The sequence below is a fragment of the Streptacidiphilus sp. MAP12-16 genome, from assembly GCF_041262165.1.
In the GTDB taxonomy this organism is placed as follows: Bacteria; Actinomycetota; Actinomycetes; order Streptomycetales; family Streptomycetaceae; genus Streptacidiphilus.
In genome coordinates this window covers 56,681-80,648 of record NZ_JBGCBY010000034.1, presented here as the reverse complement: position 1 = coordinate 80,648, position 23,968 = coordinate 56,681, and the positions used below count along the sequence as shown (strand labels likewise).

The following is a 23,968-nucleotide window of genomic DNA, read 5'->3' as shown; positions in this document are numbered from 1 at the left end:
CGAGCATGCCCGCTGATCAAGCAGGCGCACCGGAGAACTCCAAGATCCCCGACAGAGTCAAGCTAAGGGATTGGAAGGCGCTGCGGAACGCGGTCACCGTGATGCCTTCGATGGCCAGGGGCGGGTGGGCGTAGGTGTCCCAGGTCTGGGAGAAGTCCGCATGCCGCGAGAGGGCTTGCACGGTCTTGGGGTCGTGCTGGCCGGATGCGCTTAGCCGCGTCGTGTAGAAATGCTTGAGGTCGTGGAAGCGCGTGTCCTTGGGGAGGCCAGCGAGTTGGAGCGCGTCGTGCCACTTGTTGTTGAGGTCGCTTCGCTGGATCGGTCGCCCGTACCTGTTGGTGGTCAGTAGTCCTTCACTGGAAGTGCCTGACCGGTCCGGGGGCAGCGGTTCGGATGAGGCATCCATGCCCCTGTCGGCAGGCGGATTGAAGCGGAGGGTGTGCTCTCGCAGGCGCTCGATCAGGAAGCCGTCCACGGGCAGGGTCGCGTAGCTCGCCTTGGTCTTCAGCTTTGCGGGCCGTCCGCGCTGTCGCTGCTCGGCGATCTCCAGCAGCGCGTTGGACCAGTCGATCCGGCTGGTCTTGAGCCCGAGGGCCTCACCGGTGCGCAGTCCTGCGCATGCGCCGAGCCACACCAGGACTTCAAAGCGGGGCTCCACTTGGTGCATCGCTGCCGCCAGCTTCACGACCTGCGCTGGTGTGAGGGGCGTGGTAATGCGCGCGTCGACGTCGGGCAATTCGATGCGCGAGACGATGTTGGCCGGCAGGGGGACGTCTTCGTTGAGCATATGGGCGATCAGAACCTTCCAGGTCTTGAAGATCTGGATGACGGTGCGAGGGGAGCTGATGCCCGGCTTGTCGAGGAGGTGGTCCACGAGCGCTGTGGAGTCGATGCGGCGCAGCATGTGGGCGGTGCGTGTTCCGGCAAACGGCACGATGTGGTTGCGCAGGTGGCTTTCGTAGGTGTCGATGGTGTTGGGGTTCTTGTTGCGCTTGCGCCTTCGCTCGATCATCTGGGCGGCGAAGTACGCGACGTTGCGACTGCCGACGTCCAGGTAGCTCCAGGTGCCATCGCGGATGGCTTCGTGGACACGCTCCAGGCACTCGCGGGCGTCGTCATAGCTGGCGAAGCCAGGGCGACGCCGGCGTCCCGTGGGGTCGGTGTAGCGGGCTTGCCAGCGTCGGCCGCGCCCGTGATCTGTAGATGGCAACAGGCCCGGGTCGTAGCTGTCGCAGCCGCAGAAGTCCTTGTCGTGCCCGAGTGGCGGGCGCTTTCGGTGCCACCGGTCAAAAGGCGCGCTGGTCTGGTCGCTCCTGGGAGAAGTCGCTGCTGCGTTGTCGTCGCTCGGTGATTCGGATGTGAGGGGACTCAACTGATGTGATTCGTTCTGCACGGCTGAGGCATATCCATTACGCAGCGTGATTATGTAAAGCTGTTCATGGTGGGTGCCGGGAACGATCAAGTCGCAGTGTGCCCTCCGCGAGCTCCGACCTCCCCGATCCCCAGTTGCTCGCCATCGGTCTGCAGAGCCGCCGCCTGTGGGTGGAGAGTGGGTACAGCCTTGAACAGCACAGCCACGGCAGCTGTAGATCGTGACCTGGTGGGTGTCGGTGCTGGTCAGCGATACCGGAAGGCGTCTGTGGGTGTGACAGTGACCGCCGCGATCATGACGAGATGTGACTCACGATCAGTCCGCGGCGGCCGCGGCAACGGTAGCGCACGAGCGGCACCTGGAGTGCCTTGAGGACCTGATGGGCCGGTTGGCCTGCTGCTTTCCTCGGCGGGAGACGCGCGGGACGTTCCGTGAGCTGGCCGAGGGCCTGCTGATGGAGCTGGAGGACGTGAACTGCTGGACCCTGGCCGAGGCGATCGGGCATCCGGGGCCGCACCGGCTCCAGCACCTGCTCTCCCGCGCCCGCTGGGACGACCGGGCGGTCCTCGGCCAGGCGGCGGCGTGGGCGGTGGAACTCCTGGACGACGGCGACGGTGTGCTGATCGCGGACGAGACCGGCGACGCGAAGTCCTCCACCGACGCAGTCGGCGCAGGCAACCAGTACTCCGGCTCGCTGGGCGGGATCGGTCTGTGCCAGGTCGCGGTCCACCTCGCCTTCGCAAGCACCCTCGGGCACACGGTGATCGACCGGGCCCTGTACCTGCCCCCGGGACTGGGCCGGTGACGAGGAACGCCGGGAACTGACCGGTGTCCCCGACGACCTGCTCTTCGCCACCAAGCCCGCCCTGGCCGCCGCCATGCTCACCAAGGCAGTGGCCGACGGGATCCGCGCCGCCTTCTTCGCGGCCGACGAGGTCTACGGCAGCCGCGAACTGCGCTCCACCTGCCGCACCCTGGGACTCGGCTACGCGATCGCGGTCCGCTCCAACCACAGGATCACCACCCCGGGCGGGGCCATGACCTGCAACAAAGAAGCACTGAAGCTGATACCGGGGCAGGGCTGGCAGCGGATGCGCACCGGCACCGGCTCCAAGGGCGCCCGCGACTACGACCGCTCCACCCGCCATCACCTCCATTCTTCCGGCGCACTGAGGTCCGGCTGTGCTTGCCGTGCACCGCAATTGCCCGGCAGCGCACCGTGTTTCCGCTGCCGGTGTGTCGCCGCTGGACGCCATCGGAACGCCACGGGAAGGATGGCGCGGGCTGGCGGTTCGGAGAATTGGAGGGATGGCTTGTGGACGAGTTCGATGTTGTGGTGCTGGGGGCGGGGCCGACGGGGGAGAACCTGGCGGACCGTGTGCGCGCGGACGGGCTGAGTGTCGCCGTGGTCGAGCACGAGCTCGTGGGCGGGGAGTGCTCCTACTGGGCGTGCATGCCTAGTAAGGCGCTGCTGCGTCCGGCCGCCGCGCTGGCCGACGCGCGGCGCGTGGCGGGTGCGCGGGAGGCCGTGGCCGGGCGCCTCGACGCGGAAGCGGTGCTCCGCCGTCGGGACGACTTCGCGTCGCACTGGAAGGACGACGGCCAGGTGCGGTGGCTCAACGGCGCTGGGATCACGCTCGTGCGGGGCCACGGGCGGCTCGACGGGGAGAAGCGCGTCGTCGTGGAGACGCCCGAGGGCAGACAGCGGATGCTGGTGGCACGGCATGCGGTGGCGTTGTGCACGGGGACCCGGGCGGCGCTGCCCGACCTGCCGGGGCTGGCTGAGCTGCGTCCGTGGACCAGCCGTGAGGCGACCAGCTCGCGAGCTGTGCCGGGGCGGCTGGCGGTGGTCGGCGGGGGAGTGGTGGCGGTCGAGATGGCCACGGCGTGGCGGGCGCTGGGCAGTGAGGTGGTGCTGCTGGTGCGTGGTTCACGGCTGCTGCCGAGGGTCGAACCGTTCGCGGGGGAGCTGGTGGCGGAGAGCCTCGCCGAGGCGGGGGTCGAGGTGCGCTTCGGTGCCTCGGTCGCGGGTGTCCGTCGCGACGGCGCGGTGGAGCTCACCCTCGACGGCGGCGAGGTGCTGACGGCGGACGAAGTGCTCTTCGCCACCGGTCGGATTCCGGCCACCACCGACCTGGGCCTGGAGTGCGTCGGGCTGTCCGCGGGCAAGCCGGTGGAGGTGGATGATACTGGGCTCGCGGCCGGTGTCCCGGGCGATTGGCTGTACGCAGCGGGTGACGTCAACGGCCGGGTCCTGATGACGCACCAGGGCAAGTACCAGGGACGGGTGTTCGGCGCGGCGATCGTCGACCGCGCGGCGGGCCGGGAGCTGGACCTGGCGCCCTGGGGCCGCAGCGTGGCCACTGCGGACACGCTGGCGGTGCCGCAGGTGGTCTTCACCGACCCGGAGGTCGCGGCCGTCGGCCTCACCCTCGACGAGGCCCTGAACGCCGGACGCCGGGCGCGCGCGGTGGACTACGACCTCGGCAGCGTCGCGGGCGCCTCGCTCTTCGCCGACGGCTACCGCGGCTGGGTTCGCGCCGTGGTGGACCTGGACCGCGAGACGCTGCTCGGCGTCACCTTCGTCGGCCCCGGCGTGGCGGAGCTCCTGCATGCGGCGACCGTCGCTGTCACCGGCGAGGTCCCGATCGCCCGTCTGTGGCACGCAGTCCCGGCGTACCCGACCATCAGCGAGGTCTGGCTGCGCCTGCTGGAGACCTACCGCGACCAGGGCACCGACTGATCTTCGACAACCGACCTGTTGCCGCTGTTCATTGCCAGGTGCTGCGGATGTCGTGCAGGAAGTCGGCGGTAGCCTGCCACAGTTCGTGCTGGACTTCCTCGTCGTGGCCCGCAGGCGGGCAGGTGAGGGGCCTGGCACCCCTGGCGGCGAAGTAGCCACCGGTGATTTCGGCGAATGCGGGATCGGTCGCGAGCTGGACGATGATGTCGGCGCCGTGCTGCGGGTTCCCGATCCTCAGCCCCTTGAGGACCTTCTCCAGCGCGCCGGCCCCCGCGAGGTCGCGACCGAGCCCGGTGACGTTGAATCCGGGGCAGCAGCAGGTGACCGCGATGCCGGTGTCCTGCAGTTGGCGTCCCAGCTCCTGGGTGAACATGATGTCGAGCAGCTTGGTCCAGCCGTAGCGCTGAGAGGACTCGCGGCGGGAGTAGGGCGCGGTGTCGCCCAGGTCCCGGATCGGACCCAGGCCACCGGCGTGCTTCGAGGCGCGGGATGCGACCGTGACGATCCTCGCCGGGGAGGACGTCTTGAGGCGCTCACGCAGCAGGTCCGTCAGCAGCCAGGGGGCGAGATAGTTCACGACGGTCATCTCGGACAGCCCCTCGGTCGTGACCCGCTGGGAGAACGCGTGCACGCCCGCATTGTTGATCAGTACATCGATCCTCGGGAAGCGGGCGGCGATCTGTCGACCCACCTGGTCGACGTCGGCGAGCAGTGACAGGTCCGCCAGGAAAAACTCAACCTCGGCTCCTGGTGCGGTCTGCTCGAGCTCCCGTGCCAGTGCGTCTGCCTTCTGCCGGCTGCGCGCGACCAGGACCAGGTGCGCGCCCTTGCGGGCCAGGTCGAGGGAGGCGAGCCTGCCCAACCCATTGGTCGCGCCGGTCATCACGATGACGGGTGGAGTCTTCATCGAACTGCCTCTCGCAACTTTTAATGAGGTACCTCATTAAAGTAGCATTGGTGAGGTACCTCAGCAAGTGGCAGGAAGGGAGGGCGATGAGCGACCGGCCAGATCCCGTCGACGTCGGGATGCACTACCTCGCGGTGGGCCACGGTCTCCGTAAGGTGGTCGACGACACCATGACAGCAGGCGGTCTCTCGCTCGCCCGCACCAAAGTCCTGGAAGTCCTCGCGCGTCGTAGCCCCTTGCAGCAGTCGGCGCTGGCTGATGCTCTCGGCCACGCTCCCCGCTCGGTCACCCAGTCCGTTGAGGCGTTGGAGCGCGAGGGTCTGATCGAGCGGACGCCGTCCGCCGAGGACCGGCGCTCCAAGCTCGTCACCCTCACCGCGGAAGGGGCCAACGCCCTGGCGGCGGGTACCTCGGCGGGCGAGGACGTCCTGCGCGAGATCTTCGGCGGGCTGCCGGACGGCGAACTGGCCCTCCTCGACAAGCTGCTCGACGCCATCGACAACGCCATGTCCGCCTCGCGTGGCAAGCCGAACGGCCAAGGGGCGCAGGGCACGGGTCAGCACGCGTTGCCGTGACCGGCCGGAGGGCGGTGCCCGCGGGTCGCCGTCAGCGGCGTCGTGGCGGGCGAGGAGGCATGCGGCGAGTGGGGGGTGTCCGTGGCCTGGCGCGGCAGGGGAGGGCGGTGCCAGGCCACGAGGTCTCAACGCCGGTGCAGGACCAGGCGCGTGAGTCCAGCACGGCCGATTCGACGGTCTACGGCCTGGTCCAGGCCGCACTCGTGGCCGACAGGCGGTGCGTGGTGACGGCGGTGACCACGAGGATCACCAAGGCCACTTGGAGCACCGTGCCGATCCCGGTGTGCCGGAGGAGTTCAGCCCCGATGAGGGCCCCGAGGAACATGGCCAGGACGGACAGCAGGCGGCGGCCCGGTCGTGGTGCCGTCCCGCCGGCGGGTGTCGAGTCTGCGGCAAGCCCCGTCAGCGTGAGAGTCAGGACGGTCGTGGTCAGATCCGGGACGCCCAGGCGTCTTGCGACCGCGTTCTGCAGACCCATGCCGAGAGCGAGCAGGATGATCAAGGTGTACTTGCCCACGGCTGTGGTTCCGTCAGCAAGCGCGCTGGTGACCACGGCCGCGGCCATCAGGAGGCTCTGAGTCGCCGTGGAGATGCTGAGCAGTCTCCCTCGGTGCTCTGCCAGCCGGACACCGAGGCGTCCACCGGCAAGCGCGCCCGCGAGGAACGCGGCCAAGGAGGCAACCGAGGCAAGGGCTGACAGACCGGGGCCACCCGCCAGGGCGAAGCCGAGGAAGACGATGTTGCCCGTCATGTTGGCGACGAAGACATGCCCGAGTCCCAGGTAGCTCACTGCGTCGATCAGACCGGTTACCACTGTCAGCGCCAGCAGCAGTGGTGGCAGCGGGCCGTGCCGGTCCGCCTTGGGCGGGACGAGGGTCTGGACCGCGTCGGTCAGCAGTCTGCGCATACCGGCACCGCGGGGTTCTCGGGGGTGAGTAGAGCGGGGGTGAGCGGCGCGTGGCTGGGAATCGCGGCGACCTCGGTGGCGGCGACCATAGTGGATCCTCTCCAGAAGTGGCGTGGTGGACGGCTGTTGGCACGGTCGGGACGCACCATCCGGCGGACGGCGAGGAACTGAAGGTGGTGTTCCGGAGGGTCCGACCCGCTCCCGCGCAGGACGTCACATCTCGAAGCAGGGGTCGAGTACCTCGGTCCGCGCATCAGGGGTGTGTCCGCGCTGGGCGCGCCACTGACGGTGCTGCTCCGATTCGGTGACGGCCTGGCCGATGAGGTCCGCCTGCCGAGCACCCGAGGTGCTCGGCCTGGGGGAGGCCTGGTAGCCGCCGAAATGTGCGACGGGGCTCCACGCCGGCTTGAGGGCGGGGAGTTCCTCGTCGAGGCCCTCGTACTCGGCCGCCGCGTAGACGATCCGGCCGCCGGTGACCGTCAGCAGGGATTCGATGTGCGGGATGTCGCTCTCCGGCACCGTGAAGTAGTCGTCGGAAAGGACAGCCAGATCGCCGTAGTAGCCCGCCCGCAGCATGCCCTTGACGGCTTCCTCGCCGGTCAGTGCGGCGCCGGACCGGGTGAACATGGTCAAGGCGGTCTCCCGGTCGACCCGGTTCGCCGGCGGATGGATGGCCATACCTCCGACCGTGCGACCGGACACGAGCCAGTGCAGGGCGACCCAGGGATTGTAGGAGGAAACCCTGGTCGCGTCGGTGCCGGCTCCCACTGTCAGACCCAGGTCGAGCATGGCTCGGATGGGAGGGGCGTCTGCGGCGGCTCCCGGTCCGTACCGGCGGACGAACGCCTCGCCCTGGAAGGACAGGCGGTTCTGTACGGACATCGCGCCGCCGAGTGCCGCGATGCGGTCCAGGCTGCTCCTGGAGACTGTTTCCGCGTGGTCGAAGAGCCATCTGTTGCCGGCCGGGAAGAGGCCCTCGGCGGCGAGCTTCTCGAATACGGCGAGGTCGCGTCGTATGGTCTCGTCGTACGTGGCGTGCAGTCGGAATCCCCAGCCGTTCTCCATCAGCAGCCGCACGGCCTTCTCGAAGTCGGTGTCAGCGCCGCCGAGTTCCGGGCGGGGTTGGGCGAAGTTCTCGAAGTCGGCGGACGCCCAGGTCAGGTTCTCGCCCGCGCCGTTGAGGCGTAGCCATTCGTCCCCGTCCTGCGGGCTGACCATCTCCATCCAGCGCGTCAGGTCGTCGAGCTCCTGGCCTCCGGTCTGCGGGAACAGGTGGTAGGCGATGCGCAGCGAGAGCTGACCCGCGGCGGCCAGCTCGACGACGGCTGCGTAGTTGTCGGGGAAGCTCTGGAAGCCTCCGGCGGCGTCGATGGCCGACGTCAGTCCGAATCTGTTCAGCTCGCGGAAGTAGTGGCGAGTGGAGGTCTTCCTGTCTTCGCCCTCCAGGGTTGGTGCTTTGGCGAGGATCGAGTAGAGGATCAGGGCGCTGGGAGCGGCCAGCAGTACGCCTGTGGGCTCACCGTTCCTGCCTCTGACGATCTGGCCCCCCTTGGGGTCGGGGGTGTCCCGGGTGTATCCCACGACCTTGAGCGCGGCCCGGTTGAGGATGGCCGACTGGTACAGGTGAAGGACAAACACCGGTGTGTCCGGCGCCGCGGCGTTCAGTTCCGCGACGGTCGGCAGCCGCCGTTCGGCGAACTGCTCGGCCGAGAACCCTCCCACCACGCGCACCCACTGGCCCTTCGGCGTGCGCGCCGCCTGCTCGCGCAGCATGGCCAGGGCCTGACGCAAGGACGTCACCCCGTCCCAGCGAAGTTCGAGTACGTAGTTGAGTCCCCCTCGGATGACGTGCACGTGGGAGTCGTTGAGACCGGGGATCATCCGGCGCCCCAGAGCGTCGACGACCTTCGTCTCCTCACCGAGGTGCGGTGCCATGTCCTTGTCGTCACCGACGACCATGATCACACCGTTGCGGATGGCGAGCGCCTCGGCCTGTGGACGGCCCGGATCTCCGGTGTGAATCTTCGCGTTGCGGACGACCAGGTCCGCAGCATCGTCGGCGGTCCTTCGAACCAACCCGCCGACCGGCATGGTAGGCACCTGAATTCCTCCAATGGGCTCTCTGCAGAGGTGACTTGGACAGGCTTCGACAGCGGGGCAGGGAGATGCTGCGAGCGCAGACCTCCCCGGGCTCTTCGCGTCGAACAGCGTTGGAATCAACCGTGCTTGCGGGACTCCGCTGCTTCGGCCAAAAGCTAGTCCAGCCCGGTTCTCGCAGATGGTCCGAGAGTGCCGAGCATCTGCTCCGTCTGCGCACTGGACAGCGACTCTCGGGGACCCGTATCCGATGGCGATGACGCCCAGGCCACCGAGTGAGCGCCGGTCGCCGACGGGCCGGGTTCCTCCGGTGCGCTGGCGGGCATCACCTCGTGCACCTTTCGACAATTGGTGCTGCAGAGCAGCGCCTAGCGTCGCCTCCGGTAACGCAGAGGCAGGCGAATAGGAAGCGGACCGTGACCACCATCCAGGCATTGCCCCGTCATTCACCAACTCGCCACCACACGGGCTTCTGGGTGATCGCGGCGGTCTTCACTCTCATCATGGCCTTCTCCACCGTGCCGACCCCGCTCTACCCCATGTACGAGAGGGCGGACGGATTCGGGCCGTTCATGGTCACGATTGTCTTCGGCACCTACGCGCTCGGCGTACTGGTGGCGCTCTTCCTTGTAGGACATCTGTCGGACTGGTTCGGCCGACGTACGACGCTGCTTCCCGCCATCGCGCTCAGTATTGTCTCCGCACTCGTCTTCGCGAGTTTCACTTCGGTTCCCGCGCTGCTCGCGGCACGGTTGCTGTCGGGATTGAGCGTGGGCCTACTGACCGCGACAGCCACGGCATACCTGGACGACCTGCGTCAGCGTGCCCGACCCGGCATCTCGTCGCGACGCCACGCCAACGTGGTGGCCACGAGCGCCAATCTCGGTGGGCTGGGAATCGGCCCGCTGGTCTCGGGACAGTTCGCCGAACATGCCGGGGCGCCGCTACGCACCCCCTATCTGGTCTTTCTCGCTCTGCTGGTCCTCGGGGCGGCAGCCGTGCTGGTGGCCCCGGAGACAGTGGACCGACCGGAGGCGAGGCCCCGCTATCGCCCCCAGCGCTTGAGTGTTCCCGAGGATGCGCGCCGTGAGTTCTACGCAGCGTCCACTGCAGCCTTCGTCACCTTCGCGGTCTTCGGGCTCTTCACGTCCCTGACACCGGTGGTCCTGCTGAGCCTGCACATCACTTCACCGGCGACCACCGGGTTCGCAGCCTTCCTGGTCTTCGGCTCCGCCGCACTGGCACACATACTGCTCGACCGACTGAGCTCCCGCACCCAGCTGCTGTCGGGGCTGTCTCTTCTGGCGGCAGGCGTGGTCGTGGTGACGACTGCGGTCTGGGCGACCGACCTGCCACTGTTCCTCATCGGCGGCGCCGTCTCCGGCGCCGCCGCAGGCACGGCCTTCAAGGGCAGCGTCGCCACCGCGCTCTCGACGGCCGCGCCGGAACAGCGTGGGGAGGCTCTTGCCGGGCTGTTCCTGGCAGCCTACCTGGGACTGTCGATCCCGGTGCTGGGCCTCGGACTGGCAGCGCAAACGGTCCCGGTACGCGACGCGTTGCTCGTTTTCGCCGGCGCGATCGTGACCGTGACGGCACTGCTCGCACGCCGATTCGCCCGCAGCTGAGCCTCTGCGCCTGCCAGGGGCGGGCCACTCGATGCTGCAGCTGTCCCAGCGCGAGCGGACGGATGACCGCGCACGCACTGTTCTGTTCCGACAGCGCACGGCTCCGCCGCACCAGCGGGCCACTCCAGTGATCGATGAGCACAATGGACGGCGGGTGCCCGTGGCGGAAGGCCCGCCGGCCAGTTCTGAAACGAGTCCCGCAGTTCTGAAACGAGTCCCAGGTGGGGAGACATGGCAGAGCCGACCGAGAGAGTGCGGACCGTCATTCTGACCGTGGACGACGATCCCGCGGTGTCCCGCTCCGTCGCCCGGGACCTGCGTCGGCGCTACGGTGACTCGTACCGCGTCGTCCGGGCCGAGTCCGGCGAGTCGGCGCTCGACGCCCTGCGCGAGCTGAAGTTGCGGGGCTCCCTGGTCGCGGTGATCGTGGCCGACTACCGCATGCCGCAGATGGACGGCATCGAGTTCCTGGAGCAGGCCATCGACCTGTTCCCGGGGGCGCGACGGGTACTGCTCACCGCCTACGCCGACACCGACGCGGCGATCGACGCCATCAACGTCGTCGACCTCGACCACTACCTGCTCAAGCCGTGGGAGCCGCCGGAGGAGAAGCTCTACCCCGTGCTGGACGACCTGTTGGAGTCCTGGCGGGCCACCGACGGCCTGGAGGCGGGCACCACCAAGGTCGTCGGTCACCGCTGGTCGGCGCGGTCCTCGCAGATTCGGGAGTTCCTGGCCCGCAACCAGGTGCCCTACCGCTGGTACAACTCCGAGGAGCCGGAGGGCCGGAGGCTGCTCTCCGCCGCGGGGCAGGACGGGCTTCGGCTGCCGCTGGTGGTCACCCCGGACGGTACGGCGCTCGTCGAGCCGCAGGAGCGCGAGCTGGCCACGCGGGTGGGTCTTTCGACGACGCCGGCAGCCGACTTCTACGATCTCGTCATCGTCGGCGGCGGGCCTGCGGGCCTGGGCGCGGCCGTGTACGGGGCCTCGGAAGGGCTGCGGACGGTCCTGGTGGAGCGCTCGGCGACAGGAGGTCAGGCGGGCCAGAGCTCACGGATTGAGAACTACCTCGGTTTCCCCGACGGCGTCTCCGGAGCGCAGCTCACGGACCGGGCACGCCGACAGGCGGCGAAGTTCGGCGCCGAGATGCTGACGACGCGCCAGGTCACCGCCCTGGAGGTGAACGGCGCGGCGCGCACCCTGCGGTTCGCGGACGGTTCCACCATCTCGGCGCACTGCGTGATCCTGGCGACCGGTGTGTCGTACCGGCAGCTGGACGTGCCGGGCGCCGCCGAACTGACCGGGCGCGGGGTGTACTACGGCTCGGCGCTGACCGAGGCGCCTGCCTGCCAGGGCCAGGACGTGTATGTCGTGGGCGGGGCGAACTCCGCCGGCCAGGCCGCCATGTTCCTGGCCAGGGGTGCCAGGTCGGTCACCCTGCTGGTGCGCGGCCCGTCGGTGTCCGCCTCGATGTCGCACTACCTGCTGCAGCGCGTCGAAGAGGCCCCCACAGTCTCGGTACGCGCCGACGCGGTCGTGTCGGCCGTCCACGGCAAGGAGCATTTGGAGCGGCTGACCCTGCGCAACACCGTGAGCGGGGAGACCGAAGAGGTGGACGCACAGTGGATGTTCGTGTTCATCGGCGCGGCCCCCATGACCGACTGGCTGGACGGCACGGTGACCCGGGATCCGCACGGGTTCATCCCGACCGGCCCCGACCTGACCGCCAACGGGCGCCCGCCGGCCGGATGGGCCCTGGACCGGCCGCCGTACCACCTGGAGACGAACGTCCCCGGCGTGTTCGTGGCGGGGGACGCGCGCGCCGAGTCCGCCAAGCGGGTCGCCTCCGCGGTCGGCGAGGGCGCCATGGCCGTCATGCTCGTGCACCGCTATCTGGCGCAGTCGTGACCTGCCGCTCGGTTCGGTGCGAGGAGCACGAACTGCGTTCCCTGTTCCTGTTCGAGAAGCTGGGCTCCGACCAGCTCGCGCTGCTGTGCCGCGAGGGCCGCGTGTACTGGTTCGACCCCGGCACGGTCTACCGGGAAGGCGATCCGGCCGCGTGCCTGTTCGTCCTGTTCGAGGGGACGGTGATTCTCTCGCGCCGCGTCGGAGGCCAGGACGTCGACGTCAACCGGAGCTCCACCCGCGGTGTGTACGCCGGGGCCTTCCAGGCCTACCTGGGCGACCAGGTGCCGCAGGTGTACAACAACTCGATGCGGGTCACCGAGCCCTCACGGTTCTTCGTCCTCCCCGCAGACACGTTCGCGGAGATCATGCACGAGTGGTTCCCCATGGCCGTGCATCTGCTGGAGGGGCTGTTCTTCGGCACCAAGAACACCCAGCAGGCGATCGGCCAGCGGGAGCGACTGCTGGCCCTCGGGTCGCTGACCGCCGGGCTCACCCACGAGCTCAACAACCCGGCCGCCGCCGCGGCGCGGGCCGCCTCGGCCCTCAGGGAGCGGGTCGCCGGGATGCGCCGCGGGCTCGGCCAGATCGCGGCCGACCCCCACCAGCGCGCCAACCTGGACACCCTGACCGAGCTCCACGCGAACGCCGCCGAAACCATCTCCCAGCCCCCCGCGCTCAGCCCGCTGCAGGCCGCGGACCACGAGGACGCCGTCGTCGACTGGCTCGAGGAGCACGACATCGCGGACGGATGGCAGCTCGCGCCCGCATTCGTGCAGGCCGGTATCGGGGCCGACTGGCTCGACCGGATCGCCCGGGCCCTGCCCACAGACATGCTCGGCCCGGCCGTGCGCTGGCTCAACTGCACCGTCGAGACCGAACTGCTCATGAACGAGATCGAGGACTCGACCAGCCGCGTCTCCGCCCTGATCAACGCGGCCAAACAGTACGCGCAACTCGACCGCGCACCGCAGCGGAGAGCCGACGTCCACGAGCTGCTCGACAGCACGCTGGTGATGCTCTCCCAGAAGATCGGCCCGCACATCCGCGTCGTCAAGGACTACGACCGCACACTGCCCAGGATCCCCTGCTACCCCGGCGAGCTCAACCAGGTGTGGACCAACCTCATCGACAACGCCGTCTCCGCCCTTGATAAAGCCGCCCTCGACAGCTCGGACGCCGACGGCACCCTGACCGTACGCACCGCACGGGACGGCGACCGCCTGCTGGTCGAGATCCGCGACACCGGACCCGGAATCCCTCCCGGCATCCGCGACCGCGTCTTCGACCCGTTCTTCACCACCAAACCCGTCGGTGAGGGCACCGGACTGGGCCTGGACATCTCCTGGCGCATCGTCGTCAACCGCCACAGCGGCGACCTGAGAGTCGAGTCCGTGCCCGGCGACACACGCTTCCAGGTACGCCTCCCACTCACCCCTACCGACCCCGACACCCCGCAGGAGACGTCATGACCACACAGAACGCGATCGACCCCACGGTCCCGCCCAGCGGTACCGGCTGCCTCGAGTGCGACGCCACCGACGGATGGTGGCTGCATCTGCGCCGCTGCGCACTGTGCGGGCACATCGGCTGCTGCGACGACTCGCCGTCGAAGCACGCCACCGCTCATGCGAAAGCCACCGGACACCCGGTGATCCGCAGCTTCGAACCGGGAGAGACGTGGTTCTGGAGCCACGACACCTCGGAGATGTACGAGTCGGGTCCGCGACTGGCGCCGCCGGAAAGCCACCCCGCCCACCAGCCCGTCCCGGGCCCGGCCGGACGGGTGCCCGCCGACTGGGCCGAGCGCCTGGGCACCCCGTAGCCGGCAACTCGCCCTCTTCCTCGTCCCGTTGGGTCCCGAACCTGGCGGGCCGCGCTGTGCGGCCCGCCAGGCCATCGAGGGTCCCCGCACTCTGGGCCCGACCGCCGCCGGGTTTTGCGGCACGGCGACTTCTCCAGCCGCGATGATCTCATCGACAAGCTGGAGAGCTTCGTGGTCAACCACAACACCACCGCGAAACCGTACAAGTGGACCTACGACGGCACCGCGCTCAAGGTCGGCTGCTGAGGGCCCGGGCAGGGAGATCCTGGGGCGATACCTGTAAATCCGTTGCTGCTTCCGGGATGGAGCGGCTAATTTCTCCGGGCCGCCGGTCGCCCCGGCCGACGCCGTCGCCAGGGAGGTGTGCGGCACATGCGCACGAACAGTCAGCAGTCGACCCCAGGCCCTGACACCTTCCCCCTCGTTCGCATCACTGCGCTGACCGAACCCGACGGCACCCTGTCCAGCTACCGCCTGGCGTGGCTGGCATCCGACACCGACGGAATCCCCGTCGGGTCGGCGTTCCTGCGTCTTTTCACCAGGACCGGGCAGGAGCACCTCGCCGAATTGGACCTCCACGTCCATCCGGCCGAGCGGCGCAACGGTACTGGCTCCCGGCTCCTGGACGCGGCCATCGCCGCCGCACGCCAGCACGGCCGGCGCTGTGTCATCACCCAGGCCGAGGCCGGCTCGCCCGGCGACTGGTTCCTGCCGGCCCGGGGCTTCCGCAGGGTCCTGACCCTGACCTTCACCCGGCTGCCGTTGGCCGAGGCGGACATCCCCGCTCTCGCTGAGATCACCGAACACCCCCATCCCGGCTATCGGCTGGCGTCGTGGGAGGGCACGGTCCCTGACGGGCTCGCCGAGACGTTTGTCGCGTCGCGCCACGCCATGGACGACATGTCGATGGGCGGCACCGACTTCGGCACGGTGACCTGGGACCTGGACCGGGTCCGGGCCGCAGCGGCGGCCATCGAAAAGCGTGGCGACCTGCTGCACACCGTTGTTGCCATCGACGAGTCGGACGGCTCGATCGCCGGGTTCACCGAACTGGTCGTCCCCGGCGACGGCCAGGGCGATGGCCAGCACTACGGCACCGGCGTCCTGCCCGAGCACCGCGGGCACGGCCTCGGCCGCTGGATGAAGGCCGCCTCGATCCGACAAGCCCACGAGCGGCACCCGGACCTCGGCGGCCTGCTCACCGACACCGCCGACAACAATCCGCACATGCGGCACATCAACGACACGCTCGGCTATGCGCCGACGCACACGACATTCGAGTATCAACTCGATCTCTAGGAACGACGGGGGCCGGGCCATCGTCCTGACCCGACAGGCGGGTGGTCGGGCTTACTTATGGCCTGCGGGCTCCCATGGGACCGCTGTGTCGGCGGTGGTCGGCAGGTGCGGATCGACGGGCACGACGGGCGTCCCGCCGGTCACGGCCCGGGTGACCGGCGTCCGTTCGGCGATGTCCAGCAGCCGGGCGCGCTGGGCGTCGTCCAGGTCGCCGAGTAGGTCGATGTGTCGCGTGATGCGGGTCGCCTTGTCGGGGCCCTTCTCGTAGCCGAGGTGCACTCGGACGGTCTCCAGTGGCCATCCCTTGCGCTGCGCGTACATTCTCAGGGTGATCGCGGTGCAGGCACCGAGCGCGGAGAGGAGCAGGCCGATCGGCGTCGTGGCGCTGTCGGTGCCCCCGGCTGACTCCGGCTCATCGGCGGCCAGGCGGTGTCGGCCGGAGCGGATGTCCACGTGGTAGTCGTCGCTCGTACTGGTGGCGACGGCGGCGGCTGCCCGGACGAACCTCGGGGCGGCCGGGGCGCCTTCGGCCGGGGCGGTGGTCACAGGCCGAAACGGCTGTGCTGTGCCTGGGGCACCAGGTCGGCGTAGTCCGGGTGCTTGGTCATCCAGCTGCGGATGAAGGGGCAGTACGGGAGCACGGTCAGGCCCTGGTCCCGGGCGGCGTCGAGCGCGGCGCGAGCCAGCTGGCCGCCGAGGCCCCGGCCCTCGAAGGCCGGGTCGATCTCGGTGTGGATGAAGGCGATCTCGGTTTCGTACCGGTTGTACTCGGCGAATCCGGCGAGTGTGCCGTCGTCCGTGATCTCGAACCGGGACCGATCGGGGTTGTCCGCCACGCTGGTCGTCATCGTTCCTCCTGCTGTCGTACGACGGGCCGGTTGGCCCGGGCCTCGAATTTAATTTATCTTCAACAAGATTGCGATCAAGGAAGTGACTCCGCCGGGATCACCGGCGGTCGACGCCGGGTGCCGTCGACTCGACATGAACCGGAGGCACCGGCACACCTCCGGTCGGCGGGGCTTCCGTGTCCGTCGGTGTGCGGAGCTTCGAGCACCATGAGCAGGGTCGGGACGGGTGCACCGCGCGGCCTGGAGCCGGGCGGCCGTGGTCTACGACACGACCCGGCCCGGCCCTGCACGCTCGACCGGCCGACCAACCCGATCTGTTCCGCATGCCTGTCCCGCTGTCCTCTAAGGGCGATCGTCGCCCACCACTACATCTCGGTCCGCTACCTGCCTGCTGCACGTTTCCCTTGGCGGTGTGAGTGTCGCGCAGGGCATTGACCATGACGAAGTCGTGGATGATGCCGCTGATAGCGGACCACGGTGGCGGGCACGTCCACCTCGCGCAGCTTGTTCGCGTAGGTCTCGCCCTCGTCGCGCAGCACGTCGGTCCGAGCGGCGATGACCAGGGCCGGGGTGAGGCGGATCAGCTCCAGCGCAGAGGGGAATCCCGCACCGCGAGTGCGCTCAACCCGCGAGCGTCACGGCCCGCGACTGCTGGGTGATCTCTTCGCGTTCCGACTCGGTCAGCCCGCCCCACACGCCGTGCCGTTCCCCGAGCGCCAGGGCGAACTGCCGGCACTGTGCGCGGACCGGGCAGCCCAGGCACACGGCGCGAGCGCCGGCCTCACGCCGTCGCTGCTGGGCGCCGCGCTCGCCGGTGGGGGAGTAGAAGACGGAGATGTCCATGCCGCGGCACGCCGCCCGGCGCTGCCAGTCTCACAGGTCGGCGATTGGCCTCGGCGCTGTTCGTGCTCTCATCATGCTTCTCCGTTCTGTTCGGGATTGGGCCGCCTCAAGGCCGCGCTGTACAGGTTGTGGGTCGGAGGAAGCACGGGTCGTCGAGGGCGGACCCGTCTTGACCCGGCATCAGTTGCCGTCACGCCCGGTACCACTCGCGCCGCTCGTCCGAGGCCGCCGCCTCGACCACGAGGCCGGCTTGCCGGGCACCGGCGGAGTCGGGGCAGCTGCGGAAACGGGCGACCGGACTCCACAGCGGGACGGCCGCGGGTTGTATCGGGGCGAACCCGCGTGCTCCTGGATGCCTTGGCACTGCCGGGTCACTCGGCGATGAAGGCGAGGATCTCCTTGTTGACCTCCACGGCGTGCGTCCAGATCAGCCCATGCGGGGCGCTCTCGACCACGAGCAGGCCGCGCGCCTGCGGAAGCTCTGCGACAGCGAGAGCATCGGCAGGGTCGGGTCCGCGTCGCGGTGCGTGATCAGCACCGGGACGTTGATACGAGGCAGGTACTCGCGGCAGTCGGTGAGCCAGGCCGGGACAAAGTCCAGGGTGGCCTTGGGCGAGGCAGCGACGCCGACGGTCCAGCTGTACTGGACCGCCTGGTGGCTCACCCGCTCGCCGCCAAGTACGGGGATCACCCGGTAGCTGGCCGCGAGCAGATCCGCGACCTGCCTTCTCCCAGGATCCTCCGTTCAGGCGCCAGCCGTGGATCAGCACGACGGATCGGCCGGAACCGTGCTCCTTGTAGCAGAGCTCGATCGCGGCGGAGTTCTCCTCGCCGACCTCGATGGAGGGCATGCTGGTTCCTCCCTATTCAGGGGCGCTCCCGGCGGCCTCCTATCCGTGCCTGCACCGGGCTCTGTCCCGTGCTGGCGACGGCGCGTCAGCGCGGCTTCAGGGCCGCGAGTTGCTGCTCGAAGGGGATCACCTCCTGCTGTCGCGCGGCCCGGTGGCTGCCGTCTGTGGGGGCGGCGCCCGCGGGGTTGGCGTCCATGAGTGCGGCCAGCTCCTGGCCTGCCCGCTCGATGCGCAGGTCCAGCTCCTCGCTGCCGGCATCCCCTGCCGAGCCCCAGTCCTGCGACGCGGCGTAGACCGCGGTGGGGACGACCACCGCGCGCAGATAGGCGAACAGCGGGCGCAGGGCGTGTTCCAGGACGAGCGAGTGGCGCGGGGTCCCGCCGGTCGCCGCAATCAGCACCGGAGTGTCCCGGAGGGTGTCCTGTTCGAGCACGTCGAAGAACGACTTGAACAGGCCACTGTAGGAGGCGGCGAAGACAGGTGTGACAACGATCAGGCCGTCCGCCCGGGCGACCGCGGTGACGGTCTCGCGCAGGGTGCTTCCGGGGAATCCGGTGACCAGGTTGTCAGCGATCGCCCGGGCGTGCTCGCGGAGTTCCACCACCTCGACTGAAGATACGAGTTGACGCTCAGTCAGGTAAATGGACGTGGCATGGGTGAGCCGGTCCGCGAGCAGGCGGGTGGACGAGGGCACACTGAGGCCGGCGGTGACGACGACGAGGTTCAGGGGCTGCATCGGTTCTCCTCGTGTTCGGAGTCAGGAGCTCTGGGCCGTTGCGGTTTCGGCGAGTTGGACGACGCTCTGCGCCCCGTGTCGCTCGGCGAGCAGCGACGCGTGGGTGGGTGCGTCCGGGACCTCGGCCGGGCGGCCGATGGCGAACTCCCGGCGCAGCACCGGGACGACCTGTTCGCCGAGGATGTCGAGCTGCTCCAGGACGGTTTTGAGCGGCAGCCCGGCGTGGTCCATGAGGAAGAGCTGGCGCTGGTAGTCGCCGGCGTACTCGCGGAAGCTCAGGGTCTTCTCGATGACCTGTTGCGGGCTGCCGACGGTCAGCGGGGTCTCGGCGCTGAACTCCTCCAGGGAGGGGCCGTGTCCGTAGACGGGGGCGTTGTCGAAGTAGGGGCGGAACTCGCGCACCGCGTCCTGGGAGTTGGCGCGCATGAAGACCTGGCCGCCGAGGCCGACGATGGCCTGTTCCGGGGTGCCGTGGCCGTGGTGGGCGAAGCGATCGCGGTAGAGCCGGACCATCTTCTGGGTGTGCTCCTTGGGCCAGAAGATGTTGTTGTGGAAGAAGCCGTCGCCGTAGTAGGCGGCCTGTTCGGCGATCTCGGGGCTGCGGATGGAGCCGTGCCACACGAACGGCGGGATGTCGTCCAGCGGGCGGGGGGTGGAGGTGAAGGACTCCAGCGGGGTGCGGAACCGGCCGGCGAAGTTGACCACGTCCTCACGCCAGAGCTTGTGCAGCAGGGCGTAGTTCTCCACGGCCAAGGGGATGCCCTGGCGGATGTCCTTGCCGAACCAGGGGTAGACCGGGCCGGTGTTGCCGCGTCCCATGACCAGGTCGACCCGGCCGTCGGCGAGGTGCTGCAGCATCGCGAAGTCCTCGGCGATCTTCACCGGGTCATTGGTGGTGATCAGCGTGGTCGCGGTGGAGAGGATCAGCCGCTCGGTGCGGGCGGCGATCCAGCCGAGCATGGTGGTCGGCGAGGAGGGGACGAAGGGCGGGTTGTGGTGCTCGCCGGTGGCGAAGACGTCCAGCCCGACCTCCTCGGCCTTGAGCGCGATGGCGGTCATGGCCTTGAGGCGCTCGTGTTCGGAGACCGCGCGGCCGGTGGTCGGATCCGTGGTGAGATCACCCACGGTGAAGATGCCGAACTGCATAGGGGTGCCTTTCCGGCGTGCTGGAAGGTACAGGCGTCAGGTCCCGGACGCTACGCAGGAGCCGGGCGCATCGATGTCGTGCCAGCGCACAGGTCCTTGCTCCTGCACGCACTGGAGTGGAGTGCAGTGTGGGAACGGCCTTGGGCGCGCAGGGAGAAGAAAGGTCCGGGGGTTGCCCTCTAGCGTCGTGGACGTGACGGAGCGTGTGTGGCTCCATCTGGCCCCGTATCCCTGATGCACCCTCAAGAAAGAACGGTCATGGTCGACTTCGCCGACGTGCACGCCGCCCCCAGCTCCGATCTGCTGACGCCCGAGAACTCGATGATGCTGTTCGTCGATCACCAGCCGCAGATGTTCTTCGGCACCGCCAGCGGCGACCGCACCGCGATCATCAACGCCACGGTCGGCCTGGCCAGGACCGCCGTCGTCTTCGAGGTGCCGGTGGTGCTGACCACGGTGGCCGCCGAGTCCTTCTCCGGACCGATCCTGCCGCAGCTGAAGGCGGTCTTCCCCGATCACGAGGTCATCGACCGGACCACCATGAACGCGTGGGAGGACCCGGCCCTGGTCGCGGCGGTAAAGGCCACAGGCCGCAGCAAGATCATACTTTCCGGGCTGTGGACCGAGGTCTGCCTGGTACTGCCGGCCCTGTCCGCGCTGGGGCAGGGCTACGAGGTGTACGTGGTCGCGGACGCCTCCGGTGGTGTCACCCCCCCCGGCCCACGAGCACGGCCTGCAGCGGATGACCGCGGCCGGCGCCGTTCCGGTGACCTGGATCCAGGTGCTGCTGGAGCTGCAGCGTGACTGGGCCCGCAGCGAGACCTACCTGCCGGTCATGGACGTGGTCAAGGAGCACGGCGGCGCCTACGGCCTCGGCGTGGTCTACGCCCAGACCATGATCAGCGAGCACGCGGCCGGCTGACCCGCCAACCACGGATCCGAGAACGGGAGTTCACCATGAACGCAGGTCTCCTCCTGCTCCGGCTCGTCGTCGGCCTGCTGGTCGCGGGGCACGGTGTCCAGAAGATCAGCTTCCACCTGGGCGGCCGGGGACTGGCCGGCGGCACCGAGGAGTTCCGCGGGGACGGCTTCCGCGGCGGGAGGCTCACCGCGCTCACCGCGGGAGGCAGCCAGATCGGGGCAGGGCTGCTGCTCGCCCTCGGTCTGCTCACCCCGCTGGCAGCCGCCGGGACGATGGGCGTGATGTCCGTGGCGCTGACCGTCAAGTGGCCGCACGGCCTGTGGGTGCAGAACGACGGCTTCGAGTACCCCTTCGTGCTGATCACCAGCGGCGCCGTACTGTCCGCCACCGGTCCCGGGAACTGGTCCCTCGACGCCTCGCTGGGGCTGCTGCCCTGGCCCTCCTGGTGGCTGCCGGCCGCCGTGGTGGCCGGCGTCGGAGGCGGGTTCGCCACCCGTCTGGCCCTGCACCGGCGCTGAACAGACTGCCGACGGCCCCCCGCCGGCAGCCGACACGCCACCGCGTGCTCCGGCACGCCGCATACCGCTCGGGCCCCGACCTCTCCCCGTCGGGGCCCGAGCCTGACCGCCCATCACCCGCCCCCTTCCGCCCGGGAGTTCCCATGGCTTCGCCGGCCGCCGTCGAGCTGTCCCGCTGGCAGTTCGCCATCACCGCGATCTTCCACATGTCCTTCCCGGCCCTGACCGTCGGGCTGTCCGTGCTGCTGGCCGTCGTCTACACGGCGTACGTGCGCACCGGAAACCCCCTGTACCTGCAGATCTTCCGCTTCTGGAAGAAGATCTTCGCGGTCGGCTTTGGTCTCGGAGTCGTCGCGGGAACCGTGATGACCTTCGAGTTCGGACTCAACTGGGGCGTGTACGCCCATGCGGTGGGCCCGGTCATCGGAGTCACCATCGGCATGGAGGTGATCACCGCGTTCTTCCTGGAGGCCGGGTTCATCGGCGTCATGCTCTACGGCGACGGCCGGGTCCGCCCGCGCACCATGGCTCTGGCGAGCTGGATGGTCGCCTTCGGCACCCTGCTGTCCACCACCTGGATCCTCTCCGCCAACAGTTGGATGCAGGACCCCGTCGGCTACACCGAGGTCGCCGGCCAGTTCCATGCCACGGACTGGTGGCAGGTGCTGCTGAACCCGGCCTTCGCCTACCGGTTCCCGCACATGCTGCTGGCGGTCCTGATCAGCGCGAGCTGGTTCGTCGGCGGGATCTCCGCCTGGTACCTGGTCAAGCAGCGCGCCTTCGCCCTGCCCTTCGCCCGGCGCTGCCTGTCCATCGCCCTGGGCGTGCTCGCCGTGCTGATGCCCGTCCAGCTCTATCTGGGCGACGAAACCGCGATCTTCATGGCCCAGCACCAGCCGGCCAAGCTGGAGGCGTTCGAGGGCAACTGGAAGACCGACAACAACGGATACAACCTCGTCGTCATCCCGGACACCGGCAACGGCCGCGACAGCCTGCGCATCGAGATCCCGCACCTGGGCGCGGTGATCGGCCACGACCTCACCGGCCAGGCGCACGTGCCCGGCCTGCTGAACACCCCGCCCGACCAGCGCCCCAACATGTGGAGCGCCTTCTACGGCTTCCGGGCCATGTACCTCACCGCCCTGGCCATGTTCGCCACCGCCTTCGCCGGGCTGATACTGCGGCTGCGCGGCCGCCTGTTCACCTCTCGGCGCTTTCTGCGCTGGATGGTCTGGATGACTCCGGCAGGCATCGTCGCCATCACCGGAGGCTGGATCACCGCCGAGACCGGCCGCCAACCCTGGGTGGTCTACGGCAAGTTGCGCACCGCTGACGCGCTGTCCCAGCTGTCCACGGCCGAGGCCGCGTTCAGCCTGATCGGCTTCGTCGCCCTCTACGCCTCGCTGCTGGCCATCTGGGCCCGCTACATCGTCCGCACGGTCAAAGCCGGTCCCGAGGCGCTTGCGGGCGCCACCGGGACTCCGGCCCTCGCATCGGAGGCCCCCGTTGCTTGAGTACGCGAGCTACGCCTTGGTCCTGCTCTCGTTGGGCATGTACGTCGTCCTGGACGGCTACGACCTGGGCGTGGGCATGCTGAGCCTGTTCGCCGCCGTCGAGCGCCGCCGCGAGTACAGCGAGTTGATCGCCACGGCCTGGGACGCCAACGAGAGCTGGATCGTCCTGGCCGGCGTCGCCATGTGGGCCGCGCTGCCCGGCCTCTACGCCACCGTCCTGCCCGGCGTCTACCTGCCACTGATCGGCATGCTCTTCTCGATCATCCTGCGCGGCATGGGACTTGAGTTCCAGGGCGCGGCGTCGGAGTACCGGCGGGGCTGGGCGCTGCTGTTCGGCACCGCGTCGGCCACGGCGACGCTCTGCCAGGGCCTGGTGGTCGGCGCGGTGCTCTCCGGCCTGCGTCAAGCGGGCGGCGTGTTCCACGGCGGTGCCTTCGACTGGCTCACCCCCTACAGCGTGCTCTGCGGGCTCGGCCTGGTGGTGCTCTACCTGCTCGCCGGTGCCGCCTGGCTGCAGCTCAAGTCCGAGGGGGAGACCCGGGACCGGGCTGCCCGCGCCGGCCGGCCCCTGCTCGCCGGCACGGTCGCCGCCGCGCTGATCCTGGCCTTCGGTCTTGAGGTGGCCGACCCCCAGCAGTTCCGCTTCGACGAACCCCTCCGGGCGACGCTGTTCTGGCTGGCCGTGACCGCAGCCGTGGCGGCAGGGGCGTACGCCTGGCACGGCTTCGGCCGCCGACCGGACTGGCGGCCGTTCGCCGCCGTGGTGACCGCCGAGGTCCTCGGGCTGCTCGCGCTGGTCGCGGCAACCGTGCCGGTGCTGGTGCCAGCTGGACTGACGGTGCATCAAGCGTCGAGTCCGCACAGTTCCCAGCTCTTCCTGGTGCTCGGGGTGGGCCTGTGCATGCCGGTGGTGTTCGGATACAACGCCTATGCCTGGTGGGCGTTCCGCGGCAAGTTCAGGCAGCCGGCCGAGCCGCCCCTCCCGCCGGTGTCCCGCTCCCTGGCGGTCGCGCCGGAGCCCGCAACCGTACCGGACCGCGGCATCCTGGCCGTGACGGTCCGGCGGATCCTGCTCACGGTCCTGGGGATCGCCCTCGCTGCCGTGTCGCAGGACGTCTTCGGCGGCGTCGCCACCTGGATCGACCCTGTGGGCATCGCCCTGCTGTGCACCGTGGCACTAGCCGCGTGGATCACCGGCGACCGCCGCGACCAGCGCGACGGCGCGTTCGACCTGCCGACCGACCTGCCCGTCGACGTGCCGATCGACCCGGCGGCGGGCCGGTGACGGCGCGTCGCGCGGGCGCGGGCTATGCCCGGGGCGAGGGGCACAACGCG

22 protein-coding genes and 3 pseudogenes are annotated in these 23,968 nt (G+C 69.4%); 14 read left to right on the top strand and 11 right to left on the bottom strand.

The window, feature by feature from the left end:
- Nucleotides 1–16 precede the first annotated feature (16 nt).
- A complete protein-coding gene (locus ABIA33_RS32745) occupies nt 17–1,462 on the bottom strand; it encodes a tyrosine-type recombinase/integrase (protein WP_370086747.1) in 1,446 nt (481 codons plus the stop codon).
- A gap of 214 nt (nt 1,463–1,676) precedes the next feature.
- On the opposite strand from ABIA33_RS32745, the gene ABIA33_RS32740 reads away from it, so the two are divergent.
- The 3 genes from ABIA33_RS32740 to ABIA33_RS32730 are packed head-to-tail and all read left to right on the top strand — an operon-like array spanning nt 1,677 to nt 4,115.
- A complete protein-coding gene (locus ABIA33_RS32740) occupies nt 1,677–2,177 on the top strand; it encodes a transposase (protein ID WP_370086745.1) in 501 nt (166 codons plus the stop codon).
- 16 nt (nt 2,178–2,193) lie between these two features.
- Nucleotides 2,194–2,769 (top strand): transposase, encoded by a 576-nt coding sequence (locus ABIA33_RS32735; protein ID WP_370086767.1) that lies wholly within the window; start codon nt 2,194–2,196, stop codon nt 2,767–2,769.
- Nucleotides 2,688–4,115, top strand: coding sequence for an NAD(P)/FAD-dependent oxidoreductase (locus ABIA33_RS32730; protein WP_370086743.1), 1,428 nt, complete (start codon nt 2,688–2,690; stop codon nt 4,113–4,115). The genes ABIA33_RS32735 and ABIA33_RS32730 overlap by 82 nt, the downstream gene beginning before the upstream one ends.
- Nucleotides 4,116–4,143: 28 nt before the next feature.
- Here ABIA33_RS32730 and ABIA33_RS32725 read toward each other — a convergent pair whose 3' ends face one another.
- Nucleotides 4,144–5,022 carry an SDR family NAD(P)-dependent oxidoreductase gene (locus ABIA33_RS32725; RefSeq protein WP_370086741.1) on the bottom strand — a complete coding sequence of 293 codons (879 nt, stop codon included), beginning with the start codon at nt 5,020–5,022 and terminating at the stop codon, nt 4,144–4,146.
- An 86-nt stretch (nt 5,023–5,108) separates the two neighbouring features.
- On the opposite strand from ABIA33_RS32725, the gene ABIA33_RS32720 reads away from it, so the two are divergent.
- Entirely contained in the window at nt 5,109–5,597 is a 489-nt protein-coding gene (locus tag ABIA33_RS32720) for a MarR family winged helix-turn-helix transcriptional regulator (RefSeq protein ID WP_370086739.1), read from the top strand.
- A 178-nt stretch (nt 5,598–5,775) separates the two neighbouring features.
- Here the strand turns inward: ABIA33_RS32720 and ABIA33_RS32715 are convergent, their stop codons facing one another.
- On the bottom strand, nt 5,776–6,504 hold the full coding sequence (locus ABIA33_RS32715) for a YoaK family protein (protein WP_370086737.1): 729 nt from the start codon (nt 6,502–6,504) through the stop codon (nt 5,776–5,778).
- Nucleotides 6,505–6,717: 213 nt separating this feature from the next.
- A complete protein-coding gene (locus ABIA33_RS32710) occupies nt 6,718–8,595 on the bottom strand; it encodes an amidohydrolase (protein WP_370086765.1) in 1,878 nt (625 codons plus the stop codon).
- A 422-nt stretch (nt 8,596–9,017) separates the two neighbouring features.
- Here ABIA33_RS32710 and ABIA33_RS32705 point away from each other — a divergent pair, with 422 nt between their 5' ends.
- From ABIA33_RS32705 to ABIA33_RS32680, 6 genes are all read left to right on the top strand, one after another.
- Nucleotides 9,018–10,226: an MFS transporter gene (locus ABIA33_RS32705; protein WP_370086734.1), complete on the top strand. Its 1,209-nt coding sequence runs from the start codon at nt 9,018–9,020 to the stop codon at nt 10,224–10,226.
- A 231-nt stretch (nt 10,227–10,457) separates the two neighbouring features.
- Entirely contained in the window at nt 10,458–12,134 is a 1,677-nt protein-coding gene (locus tag ABIA33_RS32700) for an FAD-dependent oxidoreductase (protein WP_370086732.1), read from the top strand.
- Complete coding sequence (locus tag ABIA33_RS32695) at nt 12,131–13,603, top strand: ATP-binding protein (RefSeq protein WP_370086730.1); 1,473 nt, start codon at nt 12,131–12,133, stop codon at nt 13,601–13,603. The genes ABIA33_RS32700 and ABIA33_RS32695 overlap by 4 nt, the downstream gene beginning before the upstream one ends.
- Entirely contained in the window at nt 13,600–13,956 is a 357-nt protein-coding gene (locus tag ABIA33_RS32690) for a UBP-type zinc finger domain-containing protein (protein WP_370086727.1), read from the top strand. Before ABIA33_RS32695 ends, ABIA33_RS32690 begins: the two co-directional genes overlap by 4 nt.
- Before the next feature lie 114 nt (nt 13,957–14,070).
- Nucleotides 14,071–14,202 carry a hypothetical protein gene (locus ABIA33_RS32685; protein ID WP_370086725.1) on the top strand — a complete coding sequence of 44 codons (132 nt, stop codon included), beginning with the start codon at nt 14,071–14,073 and terminating at the stop codon, nt 14,200–14,202.
- A 126-nt stretch (nt 14,203–14,328) separates the two neighbouring features.
- The gene (locus ABIA33_RS32680; protein ID WP_370086723.1) at nt 14,329–15,255 is read left to right on the top strand and encodes an N-acetyltransferase family protein; all 927 of its coding nucleotides are present in this window, start codon (nt 14,329–14,331) and stop codon (nt 15,253–15,255) included.
- Between the two features lie 51 nt (nt 15,256–15,306).
- On the opposite strand, the gene ABIA33_RS32675 is transcribed toward ABIA33_RS32680, so the two are convergent.
- The 7 genes and pseudogenes from ABIA33_RS32675 to ABIA33_RS32645 all read right to left on the bottom strand — a co-directional run bounded on the left by ABIA33_RS32675 (nt 15,307) and on the right by ABIA33_RS32645 (nt 19,679).
- Nucleotides 15,307–15,801, bottom strand: coding sequence for an OsmC family protein (locus tag ABIA33_RS32675; protein ID WP_370086721.1), 495 nt, complete (start codon nt 15,799–15,801; stop codon nt 15,307–15,309).
- Complete coding sequence (locus ABIA33_RS32670) at nt 15,798–16,103, bottom strand: GNAT family N-acetyltransferase (RefSeq protein ID WP_370086719.1); 306 nt, start codon at nt 16,101–16,103, stop codon at nt 15,798–15,800. The genes ABIA33_RS32675 and ABIA33_RS32670 overlap by 4 nt, the downstream gene beginning before the upstream one ends.
- 385 nt (nt 16,104–16,488) lie before the next feature.
- Nucleotides 16,489–16,690, bottom strand: a pseudogene (locus tag ABIA33_RS32665) (alpha/beta hydrolase fold domain-containing protein); the annotation flags it as partial.
- A 34-nt stretch (nt 16,691–16,724) separates the two neighbouring features.
- Nucleotides 16,725–16,961: pseudogene (locus ABIA33_RS32660) on the bottom strand (WhiB family transcriptional regulator); the annotation flags it as partial.
- Nucleotides 16,962–17,373: 412 nt separating this feature from the next.
- Nucleotides 17,374–17,637, bottom strand: coding sequence for a hypothetical protein (locus ABIA33_RS32655; RefSeq protein WP_370086717.1), 264 nt, complete (start codon nt 17,635–17,637; stop codon nt 17,374–17,376).
- 245 nt (nt 17,638–17,882) lie between these two features.
- Nucleotides 17,883–18,533, bottom strand: a complete 651-nt coding sequence (locus tag ABIA33_RS32650) for an FMN reductase (protein WP_370086715.1) — start codon at nt 18,531–18,533, stop codon at nt 17,883–17,885.
- A gap of 21 nt (nt 18,534–18,554) precedes the next feature.
- On the bottom strand, nt 18,555–19,679 hold the full coding sequence (locus ABIA33_RS32645) for an LLM class flavin-dependent oxidoreductase (RefSeq protein ID WP_370086713.1): 1,125 nt from the start codon (nt 19,677–19,679) through the stop codon (nt 18,555–18,557).
- A gap of 258 nt (nt 19,680–19,937) precedes the next feature.
- Here ABIA33_RS32645 and ABIA33_RS32640 point away from each other — a divergent pair.
- The 4 genes and pseudogenes from ABIA33_RS32640 (at nt 19,938) to ABIA33_RS32625 (ending at nt 23,918) form a co-directional block, all read left to right on the top strand.
- A pseudogene (locus tag ABIA33_RS32640) lies at nt 19,938–20,601 on the top strand (hydrolase).
- A gap of 35 nt (nt 20,602–20,636) precedes the next feature.
- A complete protein-coding gene (locus ABIA33_RS32635; protein WP_370086711.1) occupies nt 20,637–21,119 on the top strand; it encodes a DoxX family membrane protein in 483 nt (160 codons plus the stop codon).
- A gap of 143 nt (nt 21,120–21,262) precedes the next feature.
- Nucleotides 21,263–22,633, top strand: a complete 1,371-nt coding sequence (locus ABIA33_RS32630; protein ID WP_370086709.1) for a cytochrome ubiquinol oxidase subunit I — start codon at nt 21,263–21,265, stop codon at nt 22,631–22,633.
- Nucleotides 22,626–23,918, top strand: coding sequence for a cytochrome d ubiquinol oxidase subunit II (locus ABIA33_RS32625; RefSeq protein WP_370086707.1), 1,293 nt, complete (start codon nt 22,626–22,628; stop codon nt 23,916–23,918). Before ABIA33_RS32630 ends, ABIA33_RS32625 begins: the two co-directional genes overlap by 8 nt.
- Nucleotides 23,919–23,968 lie beyond the last annotated feature (50 nt).

Bases quoted from the DNA above. Each gene is read 5' to 3' on its own strand.
- ABIA33_RS32635 (WP_370086711.1), top strand. From the start codon at position 20,637: ATGAACGCAGGTCTCCTCCTGCTCCGGCTCGTCGTCGGCCTGCTGGTC.
- ABIA33_RS32645 (WP_370086713.1), bottom strand. From the start codon at position 19,679: ATGCAGTTCGGCATCTTCACCGTGGGTGATCTCACCACGGATCCGACC.
- ABIA33_RS32670 (WP_370086719.1), bottom strand. From the start codon at position 16,103: ATGACGACCAGCGTGGCGGACAACCCCGATCGGTCCCGGTTCGAGATC.
- ABIA33_RS32700 (WP_370086732.1), top strand. From the start codon at position 10,458: ATGGCAGAGCCGACCGAGAGAGTGCGGACCGTCATTCTGACCGTGGAC.
- ABIA33_RS32715 (WP_370086737.1), bottom strand. From the start codon at position 6,504: ATGCGCAGACTGCTGACCGACGCGGTCCAGACCCTCGTCCCGCCCAAG.
- ABIA33_RS32630 (WP_370086709.1), top strand. From the start codon at position 21,263: ATGGCTTCGCCGGCCGCCGTCGAGCTGTCCCGCTGGCAGTTCGCCATC.
- ABIA33_RS32710 (WP_370086765.1), bottom strand. From the start codon at position 8,595: ATGCCGGTCGGCGGGTTGGTTCGAAGGACCGCCGACGATGCTGCGGAC.
- ABIA33_RS32650 (WP_370086715.1), bottom strand. From the start codon at position 18,533: ATGCAGCCCCTGAACCTCGTCGTCGTCACCGCCGGCCTCAGTGTGCCC.
- ABIA33_RS32690 (WP_370086727.1), top strand. From the start codon at position 13,600: ATGACCACACAGAACGCGATCGACCCCACGGTCCCGCCCAGCGGTACC.
- ABIA33_RS32725 (WP_370086741.1), bottom strand. From the start codon at position 5,022: ATGAAGACTCCACCCGTCATCGTGATGACCGGCGCGACCAATGGGTTG.
- ABIA33_RS32680 (WP_370086723.1), top strand. From the start codon at position 14,329: ATGCGCACGAACAGTCAGCAGTCGACCCCAGGCCCTGACACCTTCCCC.
- ABIA33_RS32720 (WP_370086739.1), top strand. From the start codon at position 5,109: ATGAGCGACCGGCCAGATCCCGTCGACGTCGGGATGCACTACCTCGCG.